Genomic DNA, 17,811 nt, shown 5'->3' on the forward strand with positions numbered 1-17,811 from the left:
TCATTCTAGCGAGGAAAAAGCAGGCAAGTTCTGCTACAGTCAATATAAATAATTTGTGTATACGTAATATCAACAGGAGCAAACCTGATATTCTTCCCATGTGTAAAATAGAAGGGTGAGTGTTAAGAGACAATAGCAGAGACAGCCGAGGTTTTACAATGGAAGACACAATTAAGACGATTGAGAACGAGACTCTTGAGAATACTGAAGCGATCGCCGCATCAAGAGCGGTTCAATTTCAAGAACAAATCAACGAGTACCTCAAACAGTTATCCCTGGAGCGTTTACAAGTTGTTGCTGACTTTGTCGCTTACTTGGTTGATAAGGAAAGTGTTGAAGCAACCCAGGAACTTGAGAAAATTCCTGGGTTTGCTGAATCCTTTGCTAGGGGTAAGAAAGACATTTCTGAAGGAAGTATCACACCTGTTGAGCAACTCAAAAGGAAGTATTGACTTTGTATAGCATTGCCCTAAGTGAAGAAGCAACGCAGTTTTTTGAAGCGGCATCTGCTAAATTACAAGAACGCCTAGATCGTGCCTTTGAGCAGATTAAAACTAATCCTCGCTTTCATCTCAATATAAAAACCCTTAAGGGAAACTACGCTGGTTATTACCGTTATCGAGTTGGCGATTACCGAATTGTTTACTCGATTGATGATCAAACCATGCGGGTACTGGTAAATATAATTGCTCACCGCAGTGAAGTCTACGATTCATAACATTACTAATAGATGACCGTATTTTTTGTGTAAATATCAGTCGTCATCCTTGAGCTACCAGCATGTCATTTATATGGGTGAAAATTCAGTCTAATTCTCCAATTGCCTTCCGTTCGATCACCTCTTGTGAGGTAAGCAAATCAGCTTTTTTGCGCTCCAGAAGTTCTTCCATCCGTACTTGAAGTTGATCGTTAAATTTGAACAGATGGAATTTGTCTACTTTTTCTACTCTAATGTTGCCCAGCAAGAAAGAAGGTTTGGTAATGACGGTTGTCATAATTTAGCTGTATAACTTTTAAGATTAAAATATATTGTAATGGTTAGTAGATAGTAGAGAAGCACTTACTAGGAGATAGCGACTTGTGTTTATTTCAAAGAAGTGATAGAGGTTGTTAAGGTGAGTATAGTTCAAATGTCTTTGCGGCTGGGAGGTAATCTCCCTTCTTTAGAAGAATTAACACAAACTCTAGGGGTTACACCTACAAAATTTCTTCGACGTGGCGATCGCATTTCAAAAAAGCGAGTCCAACCCGTTGATGTCTAAATACTCGAACTTGCCAATTTTGACTCTGACAGCAAAAGAGAAGAAAGAGACAATCAGATGCTACAGGCTGCTACTACACTAGAGAAAATGTCATCAAGTCTGGCGGTGCTGGATCGGACTAATTGTAATGCTGATTTGTACATTAGCACGATTAGAGAAGAAGACCAAGGTGGGTTATCATTACCGCCAAAACTAGTTGCAGCAGCTGCATCTGGCGAGTTGTCAATCCAAATATCAATTCTGGTAATGCTAGATGACTATTCTGAACCAGAACCAGAATCTTCATTATTAAACACTGTGGTAATTGACACGTAAAAACTTGAGAAAGTGGCGAAGCTATGTTAAAGCAAGGCTAACTCAAAGTGATCTATTACCACTCATCTTCACGAGTGTAGATACTTTCACGGCTCATCGCCTGTTCGGAAAGCGGAGGGACGACGGGAATACTTGTTGCCAGTTCTTCGAGCGCTTCATCGATCTCCTTAGCACTCATCAGGCGCGTCTCGACTACTGGGGCATGTTCAATGAGGTAGTCGCGGATGAAAGTGTCTAAGGAAACCCATGAGCGCTTGTGCTTGAGCGGCGAAGCTTGCTTCTACTTCAGGTGGCAGTTCGATGTAAAGCGTCACACCTTCCTCCTCATTGAAAGTAATAAACCGATCTTACGCACTTTTGATGCCTTCCTACACTAAAAATGTGGCTAGATGAGAAAAGTCATTGGAGTTTGTTTTCGACTGGTAGCCAGAGGATATTAAAGGAAGAAAATCATGAGCCTAGTAATTCCAGATGAAATCCTTCAAGCTACAGGGATGTCGGAAGCTGAGTTACTGCAAGAAATCGTGCTGATACTCTTTAAGCAAAAGAAAATCAGTATTGGCAATGTATAATGTAGGGATGAAATAGCTTAAAACGATATGGTAAAGTTTGATATTTTTAATCTTCGGTTTCTTCGGTTTCAAACTGCACTTGTCGGTACAAATCGGCGATCGCTATTTCCACATTGATTGATTCAAGTGGTAATATCTCATCCAAATTATACTCAGATAGTACCCATCTCCCCTGTTCGTCGCGCCGAAACACTTCCACACCCGGTTGCGCTACCTGTACTAAGACATATTCAAGTAAGGTAGAAGATTGGCGGTACTTGGCAAACTTCTTTCCCCTATCAGCTGCTTCCGTTGAAGGTGATAGCACTTCGATAATTAAGCAGGGAAATTGCACTAGTTGCGGATTGCGATCGCGCTCATCGCAAGTCACCACCACATCTGGATAAAAATACTTTTTCCCCGATTCTACCTGCACCTTCACATCTACAATGTATACTTCACAAACGCGATCGACTAGGGCATCATCTAGCAGCCTGAAGAAATTTCCACAAACGCGATTGTGGTTGCGAGTACCACCGCTCATCGCCACCAGTTCGCCATCCCAATACTCGTAGCGTTCCTCTTGGGCTGGTTCCCAACTCAGATATTCCTCTGCACTCATCAAAATGCTATCTCTTAAAGCAACCATTATTCGCTCCGGGGATAACTCACTTTTTTTAGAATAACGAAAAAAGGGCGATCTCTTTCACCACAATCCCAGGCAAGGCAGGCGAATTTATGACAGACATCTAACCCATCAATCGCAGGCGGAGATGCATAAATATGTACAGCGTTTCATTTCGCTACCTTAACATCATCGCACAGATGGCGATCGCTTTCACTCACATTGGGGTTAGTTTTCAAATTCACTAATTTGTATCTGGTCAATAACCTAACGTGCAGCACTAGTTTTTGGACTTCTTAGATCGTCCATCGGTACTGTTAGTAGGCGGTATGTTCTGTTCAATGTACATAGTGATTAATCGCGCTATCACATCCGTCATCTGTTCACCCCTCAAAGTACAGGTTATTTCAAGCTTGTCAATTAGCGATTTGCTGATCTTGAGTCGCTGCTGTTTTTGTAACGTGATGTGGGATGCCACTACACTACCGCTCGTAACTACCAAAGCAAGTGCTGGCGGAATTAGCGGTATCCAACCGCTATGAGTGAAAATGGTAAAGCTAAGTCCGTATAAAATCCCAAGTGCAGATCCTTCAACCAGTACCAAAACCCTGAGATTCCGAATACCCCATGCGAGGAAGCTTGCCACTAAAGACCAGCCCCAGCACCACAAGAACTCGCCCGACACAGGCCAGAACCAAAACAGAGGTCGTTTGTCGGAAACTGCATCAAGAATCTGACTCACCATTTGCGCATGGATCATCACTCCTGGCATTGTGCCAGAATTTTTCTGCCAGCCACTGCTATAGGGTGTGTTGCGAATGTCTTGGGAACTAGGTGCGGTTGAACCAATCAAGACAATGCGGTTTTTCACCCAACTTGGTTTGAAGCGATCGCCTAACACATCTGCGAAGCTAACTTGTTGCGCAACATTGTTCGCAGAACGGTAGTTCAGTAGTATTTGAAAGCCATTAGCATCTATATTCTGATAACCACCTGAGTCAGTTTCTAGGCGTTTAAACGTTGTTTTACCTAGTTGGAGAATATCATCAGCTGGAAATTGCGGCTGTATTTTTAAATACTGAATAGCTAATTGAAAACCGAAAGAAGCTGGAGTGGCACAACTTGATTTAGGGTCAGGAGAAACCACTAGTAGATTGCGCCGAATCACCCCATCTGGATCTTCTGGGATATCAACGAATCCAGCATAGTCTGCTTTTATACCCTCAGGTGGTGGTACAGCAGGAATGTTGTCCCCACCCACTCTACAGATAGGAACAATGTTGGAACTCTGCTTAATGCGGTTGAGTAGCTTTTGATGACCTGGGTCCTCTGGTGTATCACGAAAGAAATCTACGCCGATGACTTTTGGTTGATACCGCTCTAGTTTGCCCAAGACTCTGTCTAAAACATCGCCACTTGGCGATGACTGCTTGAATTTTTGAATGTCGCTTTCAGTAAATGCCACAATTAAAAGGCGAGGGTCTGGCTCAGGCTCAGGTCTGCTTTGCATCATAGAGTCGAAAGCCTTTAGTTCTATAGGCTCTAGTACTCCCAAACGTTGAATACCCATAGTCAACGATGTTACAACCAGACTAGTAAGAAGCACTATCTGAGCCGTCAATCTTTTGAAGGGAACTGGCAGAATATCTTTGAGCCACTTGTCATCAAATACTTTTTCGTAGATCGGATTACGTACACACAACCTAGCGTTCTCTAAACGCACAACACCCGACAACTTTAGGTGGGATTTAACTATCGACTGCTCTTCATCAGAAACGGAACGTTTACCTCGACAAATCTCTCGATAGGTGGTCAAAACTCCTTCTATGTCTGGTGCGCGTTTGGTGAGCATATCACGCACGAACTGCAAGTTATTATCTTGCTTGCTCATTGCTCCTAAAAATGTACTCCTAACCACACTGTCAACATCAGCTTTTGACCAACGACTCTTACCCTGCTCTCTTATAATGCTACAAAGGCGCTGGGTTAGATAGGGGTGTCCCCCCGTCCACTTCAACACCCACCTCAGTACCTGTTTCGCTTCATCCTTTGGCAGCCCTAGTCCGTCAGCAAGCGGTTTTGCCTCCTCAAAGGTAAAATCAGTGAGATCTACACGCTGTCCAATATTGAATGGTGTCCGCTTGGCATCGCGGATCAAATCGCTTGGAGTTGCTACACCAATCAAAACGAAGGAAAGACGTCTAAACTCTGGTTCCAAGGAACGAGCAACATAGAAATAGCGAATCGCCGCAAAAAAGTCATCTGTAAAATTCAAGCTGAGGGTGGTATCAATCTCGTCTACAAAAATCACCACAGGTGAAGCAACCTCAACCAGCAAAACTTTCTGAAAAAATAAAGTCAGCCTTTGTGTGAATCCCAGATGGGTGTGTGCTTGCCACCACTGCACCACATCTGTATCCAGCATTAGTACTCCTTCTATAATCGTGAGTAACCCCAGATACCATTGTTCCGCAGTTACTTGTACGCCTAACTGAGTCAAATCAATAATAATCGACTGAATGTCTTCTTCTGCCAGTTTTTCGGCAGTGCGCACCATCAAACTAGATTTACCCATCTGACGTGGCGTGAGAACGTAAGCAAAAACTCTCTCCCGACACAGTTTTAGCAGTTCCTCATCGGCTTGGCGGGAAATGTAAATGCCTCCACCAGCTTGCACAGTGCCACCTACAGTGTAAATGTTTGCTTCATCCACGGAGGTTCTCCCAGAAATAGTCGGCGTAAAGTTGACAGCGCGGCAAAACCACTCGTCCTTCCTCGCGCACCAAACCCGCACCCCGTAAACGCCAGAAAATTTGCTTATCAGAGCAGGTATTCTGGCTAATGACTTGCAGCAGACTTTCAATCAATTCCGTTTTGTTATGCAGTAGCGAGAGGTGATGACGCAAATGATCGCCAAAGCAACCATTATCTGTAGTAGCATTGGCGAACAACTCAGCAGTTGTGATTCGCTGGCTGGCGATTAAGTAAAGCGATCGCCGGATTAAATAAGGATGTCCTCCCAACAACGCAATCAATTGCCGTTCCTCGTTTGAGTTCAGCGGTGAACCGTGACGGTAGTTGAGATCCGCTACCTGTTCTGGTGTAAAATCTCCTAGCTCAATCACCTGCCCAACATTAAAGGGTGATTGGTTGAGGTCGTCAATTAGCTGATAAGGTTCAGTAGAAGTGACTAGAGTCAAATCAAGCTGCTTCCAAATAGGAGTGGTAGCACGGCTGTTATGCCAACTACGCAACATCCCGAAGAAATCACTGCGAAAGTCTGCGTCAAAAACTTTATCCACTTCATCCATTGCCAAAACCAGGGGATTGCCCAACTCTTTCAAGATGTAGCGACTGACGTAGCGAGTGCAACGCTGAGTGTTACCCAGTGGCGTATTCCAATACTCATCAACTCTGTCTGCTATTTCTAGCACATCGGTCAGCCAGATGCAGAACTGGCGAAAGAAAAGTTCGGCATTCCTCAGGGCTGCTTTGTCAAACAACTGGAAATCAAGAAAGGCAACCCGCTTACCCGCATTTACCGCAGCTTCAATTGTACGAATTAATAGCGAACTCTTACCTACTTGCCTCGGTCCCTTAATCGCAATGGTCACTCCTCGTTGTACAATTGTCTTCAATGCGATCGCATCAGATGGACGTTCTACGTAAAAAGCAGATTCACTATCCATCGTCCCTTCTGGCAATTCCAGTGAAACTGGTTGTGCGGAAGGAAAAGGTTGAGGTAATCGTACTGCTTCCCTCTTGTGAAGTAAGTCAGCCTTTGCCTGCACCTCACCAATGCTCAATTCACCGCCAGAGACAGCCTGCATCAACTCATCTATCAACCGTGGCGTATCCTGCGTATCTTGCCAGAAAGCCCAGTTGATATTGTTCAAGTAGGCACTCAGGGGATACTGAAACGGCTCTCTATATGCCAACCGCACCGGGAGAATAGCGGGACGCCCGGATTGCAATTGCGCTGTTGTGTGCGCCATCTGGATTTCCTGCTCCACCATCTCGCTATTAACTGAACGAGCAGAAAGGAAGACGATGAGAAAATCTGCTTGACAAATTTCTTCTTCTATGCGTTTAACCCAATGAGTGCCAACCAGCATTCTTTGGTCGATAAAAACTTCGTGCTGCTGTGCAAGCGCCTGGTATACTTCCATGGCGACAGGTTCATCAGGTTCGCCGAAGCGTTTGTAGCTGATAAAAATGCGCTTACGTGCCTTGAGTGCAGGCTCAACTTGATTGAATGTTAAATTAATTACCTGTTTTTTCTTAAATACTGGAGTCTGGTGTTCCTTTAAACCAATAATTTGAGAGCAACCAAGCTTAAAAGCAAACTCAAACTCTCGTCCAGATCCTAATGCATCGTAAAACGCTACGGCAAAATTAATGGCTGCTTGATCGCCAATTGCCCGATTCATACCAATTACATAATTGATGTGTTGGCTAATTGCATTTGCCTGCACCTCTGAGTAGCAAGCGTTCAGCAGCACACACTCCACTCCTTCTGTAGCGAATAGTTCAAACATACCGGAGAGCGCATCTGCTTGCAGAAAAGCTGTCTGCCCTGTATCATCTTCCAAAACAATACCATCTTCTCCAGCACCATGTCCGCAAAAGTGAACAATATGGGGCTGAGTATCTAAGATTGCGCGGTAAAAATCCCTTTGACGCACTGCCCACTTTTGTTCTAACTCGAACTGTTCCCGCTTGTTTGCTCGTCGCAAACCCTCACTAATCTCCCGTACCTCTTGATCTAGTTGTAGCTGAGAGGTATTTCTTGGATTCGCTGCTAGGAGCAAAATTGTTTTGACATGCGTGTTAATACTCATCAGAGAGCTTGGGGGAAGTGTGAGAACTTAATGCCCTGACATGAACAAAATGTGATTACAACAAAATAACGCTTAAAAAAACTCTTCTACTTAATCTTATAGGTAAAACGAAGAATTACTTATGCAACAATCAAGCTAGTGTTAGCTAAACCTTTTTTGTCCCTTTTTCAACCCGTCGAACTCACGTTATCCTTATGCAGTGGAATCCGCACGACTACGCGAAAAACTCAGATGCTCAACTGCAATGGGCAAAAGAAATTCGCTCACGCTTATCGCTCAACGGTTCAGAATCCGTTTTAGATGTTGGTTGCGGCGATGGCAAAATTACGGCGGACTTCGCTCAAGCACTTCCTCATGGTAGAGTGATTGGCATCGATAGCGCTCCAGAAATGATCGATTACGCCAACGCAACTTACTTGATCGAGAATTTATCTTTTGCTTGTATCGATGCTCGATCACTAACCTTTTCAAATCAATTCGACCTCATCTTTTCAAACGCCGTTCTGCACTGGGTAGATGATCATCCAGCGTTCCTCAAAGGTGCTAGTCTTGCTCTCAAACCGAACGGGCGATTGATTACCTCATGCGGTGGAGCCGGAGACGCGATCGACATTCTCACCGCTTTTTCTGAAATCGTGACTCAAGCGCCTTGGAACGCTTACTTTCCAACGTTTCGTAATCCCTACTATTTCTACGGCACAGCAGAATATGAAACTTGGTTGAAAGCGGCGGGATTGAAGATTGATCGATTGGAATTAGTGCCGAAAGATATAACGCATTCGGGAGCATCCGGCTTATCAGGCTGGCTCCGAACCGCTTGGTTGCCATTTACTCAGGCGGTTCCTGAGTTGGAGCGCGATCGCTTTATCGCCGCCGTCACCCAAACTTATCTCGCCAAATTTCCGCTTGATGCGAACGGACTGTCTCACGTCCGTATGGTTCAGCTAGAAGTGGAGGCACACCGCTGAAGTTCGATAGTTTTTCGCGTCATGAGTCTGCAATTATTTTGGCGTTAAGCAAAGTAAAAATTCTATCAAGTTCCAATATTCCTGCTAGTTCAGCTTCTTCTGATGAGGCGAGGATACCAGCTTTTTTCTTCTCGGAAAGTTCTTCGAGCCGAGACTGTAATTCATCAGCAAATTTGAACAGATTTAGATTTCTAACTTTGCTGATTTTAATTCCTGACTCTACCCAGGATGAGGGTTGAACCATCTCTTGAGTAATCATGGCTGTGTTTTGGTGGGTAGGAGAATAACCGTATTGTAGCAATTGTTGATATTCTTTGGGTGGGATAGGAGTGGGTTTGATTGATGGGAGGCAGAGCCTCCTTGACTGCATTACCAGGCAGAGCCTGGTAACGAGGGGGGGCGAGGGGGCTACAGCCGAAATCAATACTTGCGTTCTTGTGGTTCAAACATAGTAATAGCTACTGGGCGGTACTGAATGTCTATCCCGGCTGGGGAATAGTATGCCATTGTGTGTTTGAGGAAGTTGGGATCATCGCGTTTGGGATAATCTTCGCGAAAGTGTGCGCCGCGACTTTCTTGGCGATTCAATGCTGATGCCATAATCATGCGTCCCACTACCATTAAACTTCTTAGTTCAAAGGCTTCGATAATTTCTGTATTCCAGCAACTGTCTTTGTCATCTAAGTAAACTTGTGAATATTGCTGTTGGATTTCTTGCAATTTTTCCAAACCTTCATGCATTAATTCTTGGGTGCGGAAAACGCCGCAGTACTGAGTCATGCAGTCTTGGAAGGCTTCACGGATTTGGTTAATACGGTACTTTCCTGTTTGATCCAACAAAGCTTGAATTTGTTGTTTTGCTTCAGTGATGTAGCGTTGCTCATCTACAGTGGGTAACTTGCGTTTTTGCACAAATTGTGCTATTGTAGCTCCAGTTTTCCGTCCATAGACTACACATTCTAATAAAGAATTGCTGCCGAGACGGTTCGCACCATGTACGGAAACACAAGCAGTTTCCCCGGCGGCAAAGAAGCCATCCACTAAACCATCGCCACTACTGCGGACTTGACCATCTGTGTTTACAGGAATACCACCCATACAATAGTGAATGGTGGGGCGTACTGGCATGGGTTGAGTTACTGCGTCAACACCAACTAGGCGATGTGCTTCTTCCCAACAGAAGGGGACGCGACTCATGATTTTTTCTTCACCCATATGGCGCAAGTCGAGATAGACAAAGGGTCCACCCGCGCTACCATCAGGATGAATGCCACGCCCAGCACGAATTTCGTAGGCGATCGCTCGTGAAGTAATATCACGTGGAGCAAGTTCCATGCGACTGGGAGCGTACCTTTCCATAAAACGCTCTCCCTCACTATTAATTAAATAAGCCCCTTCACCGCGCACTGCTTCCGAAATCAGCACCCCTACCGGATACAACCCAGTGGGGTGAAATTGCACAAATTCCATATCTTCCAAGGGCAAACCAGCTAGAGCAGTCATTGCCAGACCATCACCTGTAGAAGCATAATCATTAGAAGTGGTATTGTAAACTCGACCATAACCACCTGTAGCAAACATTACAGCTTTAGCCCGTACCACCTCTATATGCCCATCTTCAAGACGGTACATTACCACACCTTTTGCTTGTCCCTCTTCCAAAATCAGGCGCATCACGTACCATTCTTCATAAACCTTTACACCATACCGCCGCAGATTATTCACCAATTCGTGTAGAATTGCATGACCAGTCTTATCTGCCGCATAGCAAGTGCGATTGTGAGAATGTCCGCCAAAAGCGCGTTGAGCAATGCGACCATCAGATAAACGGGAAAATAAAACGCCCATGTGTTCCAAATCAATTACCACATCTGGCGCTTCACGGGTGAGAATTTCCACCGCATCTTGATCCGCCAAATAGTCGGAACCTTTCACCGTATCAAAAGCATGAGCTTTCCAACTGTCAGAAGAATCGACATTTTTTAAACTTGCCGCAATACCACCTTGAGCAGCAACCGAATGGGAACGAATGGGGTGGGTTTTGGCAACCATAGCTATATTCAAGCTGGGGTTAGTTCGAGCAATTTCCACTGCGGCGCGACATCCAGCCAATCCACCACCAACAATAATGACATCATGTTCTAGCATAACGATTCCCCAACTGTAAGATGCTGTATCTATTTAGGCACAAAAAAATTCCCCGCCCACAGACAGGGATAAAATAATATGGGATAATAGTTGAGAGTTAACGGTCAACAGTTAGCAATTACTCATCTAAAATCTAATTAGCTTGTTGCTTGCACAGGCTGTTGCTGGGAAACATTACCGGGAATTGGTTCCATCTTTGTCCCTGGTTCTACAGCAGACAATTCGATATGATTTAACAAGGTCGTCACGAAGGCAAACAGTAGGAAAGGCAGCGATAACACAACGACGAGTCCTACTGTAGCTAAAGCATAAACTGGTCGTTTAGCACCCATTAGCGCCAATGCTGACGCTAAACTTATGGTAACAGTAATTAACCAAACAATAATTTGACCGTAGATATCTCCAAAGGTAAGAGTACAGACAAACCTATACTTTTGAATGTTATTGATCATAATTTGCCTCTAGATCTTCTTAGTTTCTACATTAAAACTATGTTTGGGTTTTAGACGATTTCTAAATATTTTTGAAACAATTGTAATATCGCTTCACATTTCGCATCATTTCCACCCATGAATAGATCCCCGACTTCTTTTACGAAGTCGGGGATCTATACTTGACAGCACACAAAGTTTTAACAAAAGATAAAGATTATCTAATTTTTTGCTTTATGGTTGGTTGAATCCATCTGTTTAAATTTCATCTGCAAGTCAAAGTCATTACTGCTGATAATTGTTTCTAAGTTGGCAATTCTTTGCTCTAACAGTTCTACTTGTTGCTGTGGCAAATAGTTACTTTTTGATTTTCTGTCATCGGAGCGCCACACTGCAACTGTACCGACTGCCGCACCTGTGAGAGTAGCTAAAGGTAGAATTGCTCCACTTCTGGTAACAGCTGAAAGCGGAATACAAATGGCAAGCATACCTACAGCAATACCCCAGATTCTGGATGTAGCAGCAACTCGCACATCTTTGTATTGTTCTAAGTCTTTTTCCCATTTAGCCATATATTTATTCCAGAGCAGTTATCTGTTAGTTTGACATGAAACTCTACAAAAGTGCTTCCTGCGATCGGGCTAAGTATAATTGCCCTAGCAATATCTAATGGAGAAAATATTCATGACAAATTCATCCTCTATTTTTCTAGCTGGAGCTAGTCGCGGTGTGGGGCGAGAAATTGCCAAGTGTTTAACTGTACAACAGTATAATGTAAAAGCACTTATAAGAAAAGAAGGCGATCGCGATGAACTAAAAGCGATGGGCATTCAGGTTTTTTTAGGAGATGCTTTAAATGTGAGCGATGTCGAAAGTGCAATGTTAGGATCTCAACCCATCCACGCAGTTATCAGTACAATTGGTGGTTTGCCTAGAGACGGTGAAAGAGCAGATTATCTAGGTAATAAAAATCTCATTGATGCAGCTTTGAAAGCTAAAGCACAAAAGTTTATACTGGTTTCTTCGATTGGTAGTGGGAATAGTGCCGTGGCTTTACCACCTCAAGCTATGCAAACATTAAAACCAGTATTAGTAGAAAAGGAAAAAGCTGAACAGTACTTGATTGAAAGTGGTCTTACCTACACTATTATCCGTCCGGGTGGGTTAAAGTCCGAACCCGCAACCGGAAATGGAATTTTAACTGAAGATCCCCGCATTGCCGGCACTATCCATCGCCCAGATGTTGCTCAGTTAGTTTGTCGCTGTTTAAATTCCGATCTCGCTAACAATAAAGTCTTGTCAGCAGTAGATCGAAATATGCTGTATGGGCAACTAGAGTTTGAGGAATTAACTTTAAGTTAGGAGTTAAGAGTGATGAGTTAAGAGTTATAGCGCTTTTCATTACTTGTGAGGTACACTACCCCACCCAGCCCTCCCCGAGGATCGGGGAGGGTTTGGGAGGGGTGTACGCCATTAACTTGCAATTTGCTGTAAATTCAATTCTTAACTCATTACTCGCCAGAGATTTGGCAAAACAAAGTTCTTTTACGTGCTCCATCTAACTCGAAAAATAAGATAGATTGATAAGTTCCTAGTGCTAAAAACCCATCGACAATAGGAATCACTTCACTAATACTTAGAGTCATTGCCATTAAGTGAGAATGAGCATTCATTGGTTCATCGGCTGGGATATTTTTTCTTAAATGCAAGTCATTATGTAAATAGCGCTCTGATTCTGGTGCTAATTTCCGTAAATATACTTGAACATCTTCTAACAATCTTTCTTCAAATTCGTTAATAGCTAAAGCGGTTGTTGTGTGTCGCGAAAAAACTAAAGCTTGTCCGTTTTTTATTGATGTTGATGCAACTAAATCTTGGATTTGTGATGTGATATTATGAATGTTAATTCCTGGTTTAGTTTCAATTTCGATAATTTTATTAATAATTGCCATATAGTAGTGCTAAATGAATTACAAACAGTACTTTGCTCTCCGTGAGGCTCTGCCTCACACACATCATGTCATCGTACCAATGGATTTTTATTCTGCGCTGCTGAGCTGATAGTTTGCTCAATTCTCCTCAACCTTGTCTCCGGACGTTTAGCACTTTCAATCCAAAAGAGTATATTCTTTTTAGATGAGTTACTAAATGCCTCAAAATATTTGTTGGCAGTTTCGTTAGCTTCTAATACTTGCTTTAAATCAGCCGGAATTATTAACTCTTCTATAGCATCTAACTTATTCCATGAGCCATTTTGTTTTGCCGCTGCAATTTTTTCCATACCAGCCGGAGTCATCAAACCTTGTTCTATCAATTCTTCAATATATTGCTTATTTAATTTTGACCATACACTTAGAGGTTTTCGCGGTGTAAATATTTGCATATAACGTTCTTCATCTAATGATTTTACTTTACTGTCAATCCAACCAAAGCATAACGCTTCTTTTACCGCTTCGCTATATTTAACGCTGGGCTTTCCACTTTTAACTTTATAATAAATTAGCCATATACCAATAGCATTACGATGGTTTTTACTCAACCATTCTCGCCATTCTTGACGAGTTGTAGCTTGAAATGTTTCTAGTTTGTTATCGAACGCCATAACAGAAACTCCAGATTAACTAACTATTGTTTGTAAACCTTTTACTAATCGCTCAATTCCTGCTTGTGCTGTTTCTTTTTGCAGTGCGCCGTAAGCGATGCGCAGGTAACATCCATGATTAATGCCAAAGGTTGTGCCGGGAATTACTGCTACTTGATGTTCGCGGATGAGTCGTTCAACTAATTCAAAAGCATCTATATTTGTGTGAACTTTGATGAAGAAATAGAAAGCGCCATCAGCAGGAGTAATCGTACATAAGCCTTGCAGGCGATTGAGGGAATCAAGTACGGTAGTTCGCACTCTTGCAATAGCTTCTATATTTGTTTTTAAATAATCTTCTTTCGCTTGTAATGCCCCTAAAGCTGCATATTGGGAAACTACTGGCGGGCAAATTAGAATTGTATCTTGGACTTTTTTAACAGAAGTCAGCAGGTGGTTGGGAATCACCATGTAGCCGATGCGCCAACTAGCAAAACCATAAGCTTTGGAAAGGCTATATAGAGAAATGGTGTACTCGCTACTTCCTGTAAATGCACCAGGAGAAATGTGTTTTACTCCGTTGTAGGTAAAGTATTCATAGGCTTCATCGCTGATGTGATAGATGCCACGATCGCGACACATTTGATTTACTTTATATAACGTCTCTTCTGAATACACAACTCCGGTAGGATTGTTGGGAGAAATTGTCACTATCGCCCGTGTTTTTGGCGTAATAGCTGAAGCGATCGCTTGAATATCTAGCTGGTAATTTTCATCGGTTTCCACCAAAACTGGACGACAACCCGCCATTGTAATTGCCATTTCATGGTTGAAATAATAGGGAGTATTGAGAATAATTTCATCTCCCACCTCTGTGATGGCAAGGACAGCGTTCATAAACGCCATGTTACTACCTGCGGTGACGACAATGCAATTTTCTGCGTTAATTTTAATGCCATTGAAGGTTTGCAGTTTTGCGGCGATCGCACTTCGTAAAGGTGGAATTCCCTCAACTTGCTTGTATAAATTATTAGTTTCTTCCGCCAAAAACTTGGGCAAAAGCTCTATTGCTTCTGGTGGTGGAGAGTATGAAACAACACCTTGTCCTAGAGAAATGGTTCCCGGACAACTTTTAATCAATTCTCCAACGACGGGTATAATGGGCGACTGTACCGCCTGCATACGAGAGATGAGGGATTTCATGCGCGAGTTACACTATGACGCTAAATTCCAAACAAACCAATTGCATACTACAATATAATACTGATGGTTTGTCATTTGTTTACCCCCCAAGATCTATGAGTTACCCACCCTGGTAAGCCACTAGAAAATTATCGCCCCGTACATTACAACTTGTACAGTTTTGTGCGTGGATTCCCCCACCAACAACCAGCATTTGGGTTTTGCGTTGGTTACCAAATGTTGAAGATGGGAGAATACACAATTGTCTAAGCATAGTAAACACAAAACTGCGAGTCATGTAATTTTATTAACCATAATTTTCCTCATCATTGAATTATTAGACGAAATCATTGATGGGGTGTGTGGTGCTGCTTTACCTTTAATTCGCAACGACTTACATCTTGACTACACTCAAGTTGGGATGTTGTTGACAATACCTAATACTGTCAGTAGCATAATAGAACCGATACTGGGAATCTGGGGAGATATCGGTAAACGACGACAGTTGATTTTGGCAGGAGGGGTTGGTTTTGCAATTGCCTTATTACTAATTTCCCAGAGCGACAATTTTCCATTATTATTGGCAGCATTTATCCTATTTTATCCAGCTTCCGGTTGCTTTGTCAGTCTTTCCCAAGCTACTCTCATGGACATTGAACCGAATCGCCATGAGCAAAATATGGCACGTTGGGCTTTAGCTGGTTCGGTGGGAAATGTAATTGGTCCAATGCTGTTAGCGGTTGCTATAGGATTACATCAAAGTTGGCGGAGTGCATTTTTTATTTTGGCTGTGCTAACAGTATTGCTGTTGGGAATGCTGTGGAAGTATCGAAAAGCAATTCCAACTGCACCTGCCAAAATTGATGAACCAATACAGGGTTTTAAAGAGGGTATAGGTAATGCGCTAGCGGTTTTAAAACGACGTAAAGTGCTGCTTTGGTTAACTTTGTTGCAATTTTCAGATTTAATGCTGGATATTTTGCGTGGCTTTTTGACACTGTATTTTGTTGATGTTGTTGGTACAAGCAATACGCAGGCTAGTTTTGCTATTACTATCTGGTTGGGATTTGGCTTACTAGGCGATTTTTTGCTCATTCCCTTGCTAGAAAAAGTACAGGGAATTGCTTACTTAAAATTCAGCGCCATCATTGTTTTGTTTCTGTACCCGGCTTTTTTGCTCGTACCAAACATCAATATCAAGTTATTAATTCTCGGTTTGCTGGGTTTGTTTAATGCAGGTTGGTACTCAATTCTCCAAGGACAATTGTATACAGCAATGCCAGGACAGAGTGGTACAGTTATGACATTGAGTAACTTATTTGGTTTTGTGGGTGGTTTGATGCCGCTGGCGTTGGGTTTGCTTGCTCAACACTATGGTTTACAAAATACCATGTGGTTGTTACTTGCAGCACCTGTCGCTTTGTTAATAGGACTTTTGCGGTTTTAATTCCTTTATCCAGAATTTTTGTAGAGACGTTCCATGGAACGTCTCTACATTGTTTTTCACTGCTATGTCTACTCTGTGCTGGTTTGGTTTCGCCTAAAATTTTTGCATAAGTGCCATTTTATGAGAAATATGTATAGTTAAGCACTGTTTTACCTTCTAGTTGGGAAGTATTCATAACGTGAAAAAACAAATCACCAAGCCGAAATATCAACTCAATAATAGTATACAATGGTTCTTCAAGTCAGTTTCAGTAGCAGTGGCGATCGCTCTACTAGTAAACATTCCTAGTTTAGTAATTGGGCAATCCCTGCCGCCACAGTCAGCAGAACAAAAAGCAGTTTTGGAAGAAGCTGAGCAGTTAAATCAACAAGCTCTTCAATTGTACAAAGAAGGTAAGTATAGCACTGCGATTCCTTTAGCAGAACGCGCACTCGCTATCCGTGAGAAAGTACTGAGTAAAGAACATCCTGATGTTGCACTAAGCCTGAACAATTTGGCTCACTTGTACTATACACAGGGAAATTATCAACTTGCGGAGCCTTTGTATCACCGCTCACTCGCTATCCGGGAGAAAGTACTGGGTAAAGAACATCCCTCAGTTGCCAATAGCCTCAACAATTTGGGTTCTTTGTACAATGCAAGGGGAAATTATCAACTTGCGGAGCCTTTGTTACAACGCTCACTTGCTATACGTGAGAAAGTACTGAGCAAAGAACATCCGGATGTTGCCACTAGCCTCAACAATTTGGCTTACTTGTACAAAGCACAGGGAGATTATCAAAAAGCGGAACCTTTGTTTGTGCGCTCACTGGCTATCTGGGAGAAAGTACTGGGTAAAGAACATCCTGATGTTGCCACTAGCCTCGGCAATTTGGCTTCCTTGTACAAAGCACAGGGGAACTATCAAAAAGCGGAACCTTTGTATCAGCGCTCACTGGCTATCTATGAGAAAGTACTGGGTAAAGAACATCCTGATGTTGCATTCAGCCTCAACAATTTGGCTTTATTGTACAAAGCACAGGGAAATTATCAACTTGCAGAGCCTTTGTATCAGCGCTCACTGGCTATCTATGAGAAAGTACTGGGTAAAGAACATCCCTCAGTTGCCAATAGCCTGAACAATTTGGCTTCCTTGTACTATACACAGGGAAATTATCAACTTGCAGAGCCTTTGTTTGTGCGCTCACTGGCTATCTGGGAGAAAGTACTGGGTAAAGAACATCCTTTAGTTGCACGTAGCCTGAACAATTTGGCACAATTTTACTCTGCACAGGGAAATTATCAAAAAGCGGAACCTTTGTTACAACGCTCACTGGCTATCTATGAGAAAGTACTGGGTAGAGAACATCCTGATGTTGCCACTAGCCTGAACAATTTGGCTTACCTGACTTTTCCCGTTAAGTCTCTATAGCAAGCTGCCAACCCTCGCAGAGGTCGTGTAATTTTAACCAACCTCGCCA

General features: G+C 42.9%; 21 protein-coding genes. 9 read left to right on the forward strand and 12 right to left on the reverse strand.

The features are described from left to right. Nucleotides 1-158 precede the first annotated feature (158 nt). Together ICL16_RS00330 and ICL16_RS00335 are read left to right on the forward strand one after the other, a co-directional pair. Entirely contained in the window at nucleotides 159-452 is a 294-nt protein-coding gene (locus tag ICL16_RS00330) for a hypothetical protein (protein ID WP_202895345.1), read from the forward strand. Further along, nucleotides 449-718 (forward strand): type II toxin-antitoxin system RelE family toxin, encoded by a 270-nt coding sequence (locus ICL16_RS00335; RefSeq protein ID WP_238360521.1) that lies wholly within the window; start codon nucleotides 449-451, stop codon nucleotides 716-718. Before ICL16_RS00330 ends, ICL16_RS00335 begins: the two co-directional genes overlap by 4 nt. 85 nt (nucleotides 719-803) lie before the next feature. Here the strand turns inward: ICL16_RS00335 and ICL16_RS00340 are convergent, their stop codons facing one another. After that, a complete protein-coding gene (locus tag ICL16_RS00340; RefSeq protein ID WP_190824908.1) occupies nucleotides 804-995 on the reverse strand; it encodes a hypothetical protein in 192 nt (63 codons plus the stop codon). Nucleotides 996-1,115: 120 nt separating this feature from the next. Between ICL16_RS00340 and ICL16_RS00345 the strand changes: the two genes are divergently transcribed. Together ICL16_RS00345 and ICL16_RS00350 are read left to right on the forward strand one after the other, a co-directional pair. After that, entirely contained in the window at nucleotides 1,116-1,262 is a 147-nt protein-coding gene (locus tag ICL16_RS00345; protein ID WP_190824909.1) for a hypothetical protein, read from the forward strand. A gap of 57 nt (nucleotides 1,263-1,319) precedes the next feature. Beyond that, on the forward strand, nucleotides 1,320-1,577 hold the full coding sequence (locus ICL16_RS00350) for a hypothetical protein (RefSeq protein WP_190824910.1): 258 nt from the start codon (nucleotides 1,320-1,322) through the stop codon (nucleotides 1,575-1,577). Between the two features lie 55 nt (nucleotides 1,578-1,632). On the opposite strand, the gene ICL16_RS46615 is transcribed toward ICL16_RS00350, so the two are convergent. After that, nucleotides 1,633-1,755 carry a hypothetical protein gene (locus ICL16_RS46615; protein WP_273037953.1) on the reverse strand — a complete coding sequence of 41 codons (123 nt, stop codon included), beginning with the start codon at nucleotides 1,753-1,755 and terminating at the stop codon, nucleotides 1,633-1,635. A 274-nt stretch (nucleotides 1,756-2,029) separates the two neighbouring features. On the opposite strand from ICL16_RS46615, the gene ICL16_RS00355 reads away from it, so the two are divergent. Then, entirely contained in the window at nucleotides 2,030-2,149 is a 120-nt protein-coding gene (locus ICL16_RS00355; RefSeq protein ID WP_190824911.1) for a UPF0175 family protein, read from the forward strand. Nucleotides 2,150-2,195: 46 nt separating this feature from the next. Here the strand turns inward: ICL16_RS00355 and ICL16_RS00360 are convergent, their stop codons facing one another. From ICL16_RS00360 to ICL16_RS00370, 3 genes are all read right to left on the reverse strand, one after another. Then, nucleotides 2,196-2,777, reverse strand: a complete 582-nt coding sequence (locus ICL16_RS00360; protein ID WP_190824912.1) for a Uma2 family endonuclease — start codon at nucleotides 2,775-2,777, stop codon at nucleotides 2,196-2,198. Between the two features lie 256 nt (nucleotides 2,778-3,033). Further along, nucleotides 3,034-5,466, reverse strand: a complete 2,433-nt coding sequence (locus ICL16_RS45135) for a CHASE2 domain-containing protein (protein WP_190824913.1) — start codon at nucleotides 5,464-5,466, stop codon at nucleotides 3,034-3,036. Then, entirely contained in the window at nucleotides 5,459-7,594 is a 2,136-nt protein-coding gene (locus ICL16_RS00370; protein ID WP_190824914.1) for an AAA-like domain-containing protein, read from the reverse strand. Before ICL16_RS00370 ends, ICL16_RS45135 begins: the two co-directional genes overlap by 8 nt. Before the next feature lie 194 nt (nucleotides 7,595-7,788). Between ICL16_RS00370 and ICL16_RS00375 the strand changes: the two genes are divergently transcribed. Continuing rightward, nucleotides 7,789-8,562 (forward strand): methyltransferase domain-containing protein, encoded by a 774-nt coding sequence (locus tag ICL16_RS00375; protein WP_190824915.1) that lies wholly within the window; start codon nucleotides 7,789-7,791, stop codon nucleotides 8,560-8,562. Between the two features lie 19 nt (nucleotides 8,563-8,581). Here ICL16_RS00375 and ICL16_RS00380 read toward each other — a convergent pair whose 3' ends face one another. The 4 genes from ICL16_RS00380 to ICL16_RS00395 form a co-directional block, all read right to left on the reverse strand. Further along, entirely contained in the window at nucleotides 8,582-8,821 is a 240-nt protein-coding gene (locus ICL16_RS00380) for a hypothetical protein (RefSeq protein WP_190824928.1), read from the reverse strand. Between the two features lie 161 nt (nucleotides 8,822-8,982). Then, nucleotides 8,983-10,710, reverse strand: coding sequence for a succinate dehydrogenase/fumarate reductase flavoprotein subunit (locus ICL16_RS00385; protein WP_190824916.1), 1,728 nt, complete (start codon nucleotides 10,708-10,710; stop codon nucleotides 8,983-8,985). Nucleotides 10,711-10,847: 137 nt separating this feature from the next. Further along, nucleotides 10,848-11,162 carry a hypothetical protein gene (locus ICL16_RS00390; RefSeq protein ID WP_190824917.1) on the reverse strand — a complete coding sequence of 105 codons (315 nt, stop codon included), beginning with the start codon at nucleotides 11,160-11,162 and terminating at the stop codon, nucleotides 10,848-10,850. Between the two features lie 200 nt (nucleotides 11,163-11,362). Beyond that, entirely contained in the window at nucleotides 11,363-11,713 is a 351-nt protein-coding gene (locus ICL16_RS00395) for a hypothetical protein (protein ID WP_190824918.1), read from the reverse strand. 112 nt (nucleotides 11,714-11,825) lie between these two features. Here ICL16_RS00395 and ICL16_RS00400 point away from each other — a divergent pair, with 112 nt between their 5' ends. Beyond that, a complete protein-coding gene (locus ICL16_RS00400; protein WP_190824919.1) occupies nucleotides 11,826-12,503 on the forward strand; it encodes an SDR family oxidoreductase in 678 nt (225 codons plus the stop codon). Nucleotides 12,504-12,652: 149 nt separating this feature from the next. Here the strand turns inward: ICL16_RS00400 and ICL16_RS00405 are convergent, their stop codons facing one another. The 3 genes from ICL16_RS00405 to ICL16_RS00415 form a co-directional block, all read right to left on the reverse strand. Further along, nucleotides 12,653-13,093 carry a secondary thiamine-phosphate synthase enzyme YjbQ gene (locus tag ICL16_RS00405; protein ID WP_190824920.1) on the reverse strand — a complete coding sequence of 147 codons (441 nt, stop codon included), beginning with the start codon at nucleotides 13,091-13,093 and terminating at the stop codon, nucleotides 12,653-12,655. Between the two features lie 68 nt (nucleotides 13,094-13,161). Further along, nucleotides 13,162-13,743: a YdeI/OmpD-associated family protein gene (locus ICL16_RS00410; RefSeq protein ID WP_190824921.1), complete on the reverse strand. Its 582-nt coding sequence runs from the start codon at nucleotides 13,741-13,743 to the stop codon at nucleotides 13,162-13,164. A 15-nt stretch (nucleotides 13,744-13,758) separates the two neighbouring features. Further along, a complete protein-coding gene (locus tag ICL16_RS00415; protein WP_190824922.1) occupies nucleotides 13,759-14,925 on the reverse strand; it encodes a pyridoxal phosphate-dependent aminotransferase in 1,167 nt (388 codons plus the stop codon). A gap of 241 nt (nucleotides 14,926-15,166) precedes the next feature. Between ICL16_RS00415 and ICL16_RS00420 the strand changes: the two genes are divergently transcribed. Together ICL16_RS00420 and ICL16_RS00425 are read left to right on the forward strand one after the other, a co-directional pair. Then, nucleotides 15,167-16,351 (forward strand): MFS transporter, encoded by a 1,185-nt coding sequence (locus ICL16_RS00420; protein WP_190824923.1) that lies wholly within the window; start codon nucleotides 15,167-15,169, stop codon nucleotides 16,349-16,351. A 178-nt stretch (nucleotides 16,352-16,529) separates the two neighbouring features. Beyond that, on the forward strand, nucleotides 16,530-17,762 hold the full coding sequence (locus ICL16_RS00425; protein WP_337906874.1) for a tetratricopeptide repeat protein: 1,233 nt from the start codon (nucleotides 16,530-16,532) through the stop codon (nucleotides 17,760-17,762). The last annotated feature ends 49 nt before the right edge of the window (nucleotides 17,763-17,811 follow it).

This window comes from Iningainema tapete BLCC-T55 (genome assembly GCF_014698965.1).
Taxonomy (GTDB): domain Bacteria; phylum Cyanobacteriota; class Cyanobacteriia; order Cyanobacteriales; family Nostocaceae; genus Iningainema; species Iningainema tapete.

Bases quoted from the DNA above. Each gene is read 5' to 3' on its own strand.
- ICL16_RS00415 (WP_190824922.1), bottom strand. From the start codon at position 14,925: ATGAAATCCCTCATCTCTCGTATGCAGGCGGTACAGTCGCCCATTATA.
- ICL16_RS00405 (WP_190824920.1), bottom strand. From the start codon at position 13,093: ATGGCAATTATTAATAAAATTATCGAAATTGAAACTAAACCAGGAATT.
- ICL16_RS00400 (WP_190824919.1), top strand. From the start codon at position 11,826: ATGACAAATTCATCCTCTATTTTTCTAGCTGGAGCTAGTCGCGGTGTG.
- ICL16_RS00355 (WP_190824911.1), top strand. From the start codon at position 2,030: ATGAGCCTAGTAATTCCAGATGAAATCCTTCAAGCTACAGGGATGTCG.
- ICL16_RS00350 (WP_190824910.1), top strand. From the start codon at position 1,320: ATGCTACAGGCTGCTACTACACTAGAGAAAATGTCATCAAGTCTGGCG.
- ICL16_RS00385 (WP_190824916.1), bottom strand. From the start codon at position 10,710: ATGCTAGAACATGATGTCATTATTGTTGGTGGTGGATTGGCTGGATGT.
- ICL16_RS00410 (WP_190824921.1), bottom strand. From the start codon at position 13,743: ATGGCGTTCGATAACAAACTAGAAACATTTCAAGCTACAACTCGTCAA.
- ICL16_RS46615 (WP_273037953.1), bottom strand. From the start codon at position 1,755: ATGAGTGCTAAGGAGATCGATGAAGCGCTCGAAGAACTGGCAACAAGT.
- ICL16_RS00360 (WP_190824912.1), bottom strand. From the start codon at position 2,777: ATGGTTGCTTTAAGAGATAGCATTTTGATGAGTGCAGAGGAATATCTG.
- ICL16_RS00370 (WP_190824914.1), bottom strand. From the start codon at position 7,594: ATGAGTATTAACACGCATGTCAAAACAATTTTGCTCCTAGCAGCGAAT.
- ICL16_RS00395 (WP_190824918.1), bottom strand. From the start codon at position 11,713: ATGGCTAAATGGGAAAAAGACTTAGAACAATACAAAGATGTGCGAGTT.
- ICL16_RS00340 (WP_190824908.1), bottom strand. From the start codon at position 995: ATGACAACCGTCATTACCAAACCTTCTTTCTTGCTGGGCAACATTAGA.
- ICL16_RS00330 (WP_202895345.1), top strand. From the start codon at position 159: ATGGAAGACACAATTAAGACGATTGAGAACGAGACTCTTGAGAATACT.
- ICL16_RS00390 (WP_190824917.1), bottom strand. From the start codon at position 11,162: ATGATCAATAACATTCAAAAGTATAGGTTTGTCTGTACTCTTACCTTT.
- ICL16_RS00380 (WP_190824928.1), bottom strand. From the start codon at position 8,821: ATGATTACTCAAGAGATGGTTCAACCCTCATCCTGGGTAGAGTCAGGA.
- ICL16_RS00375 (WP_190824915.1), top strand. From the start codon at position 7,789: ATGCAGTGGAATCCGCACGACTACGCGAAAAACTCAGATGCTCAACTG.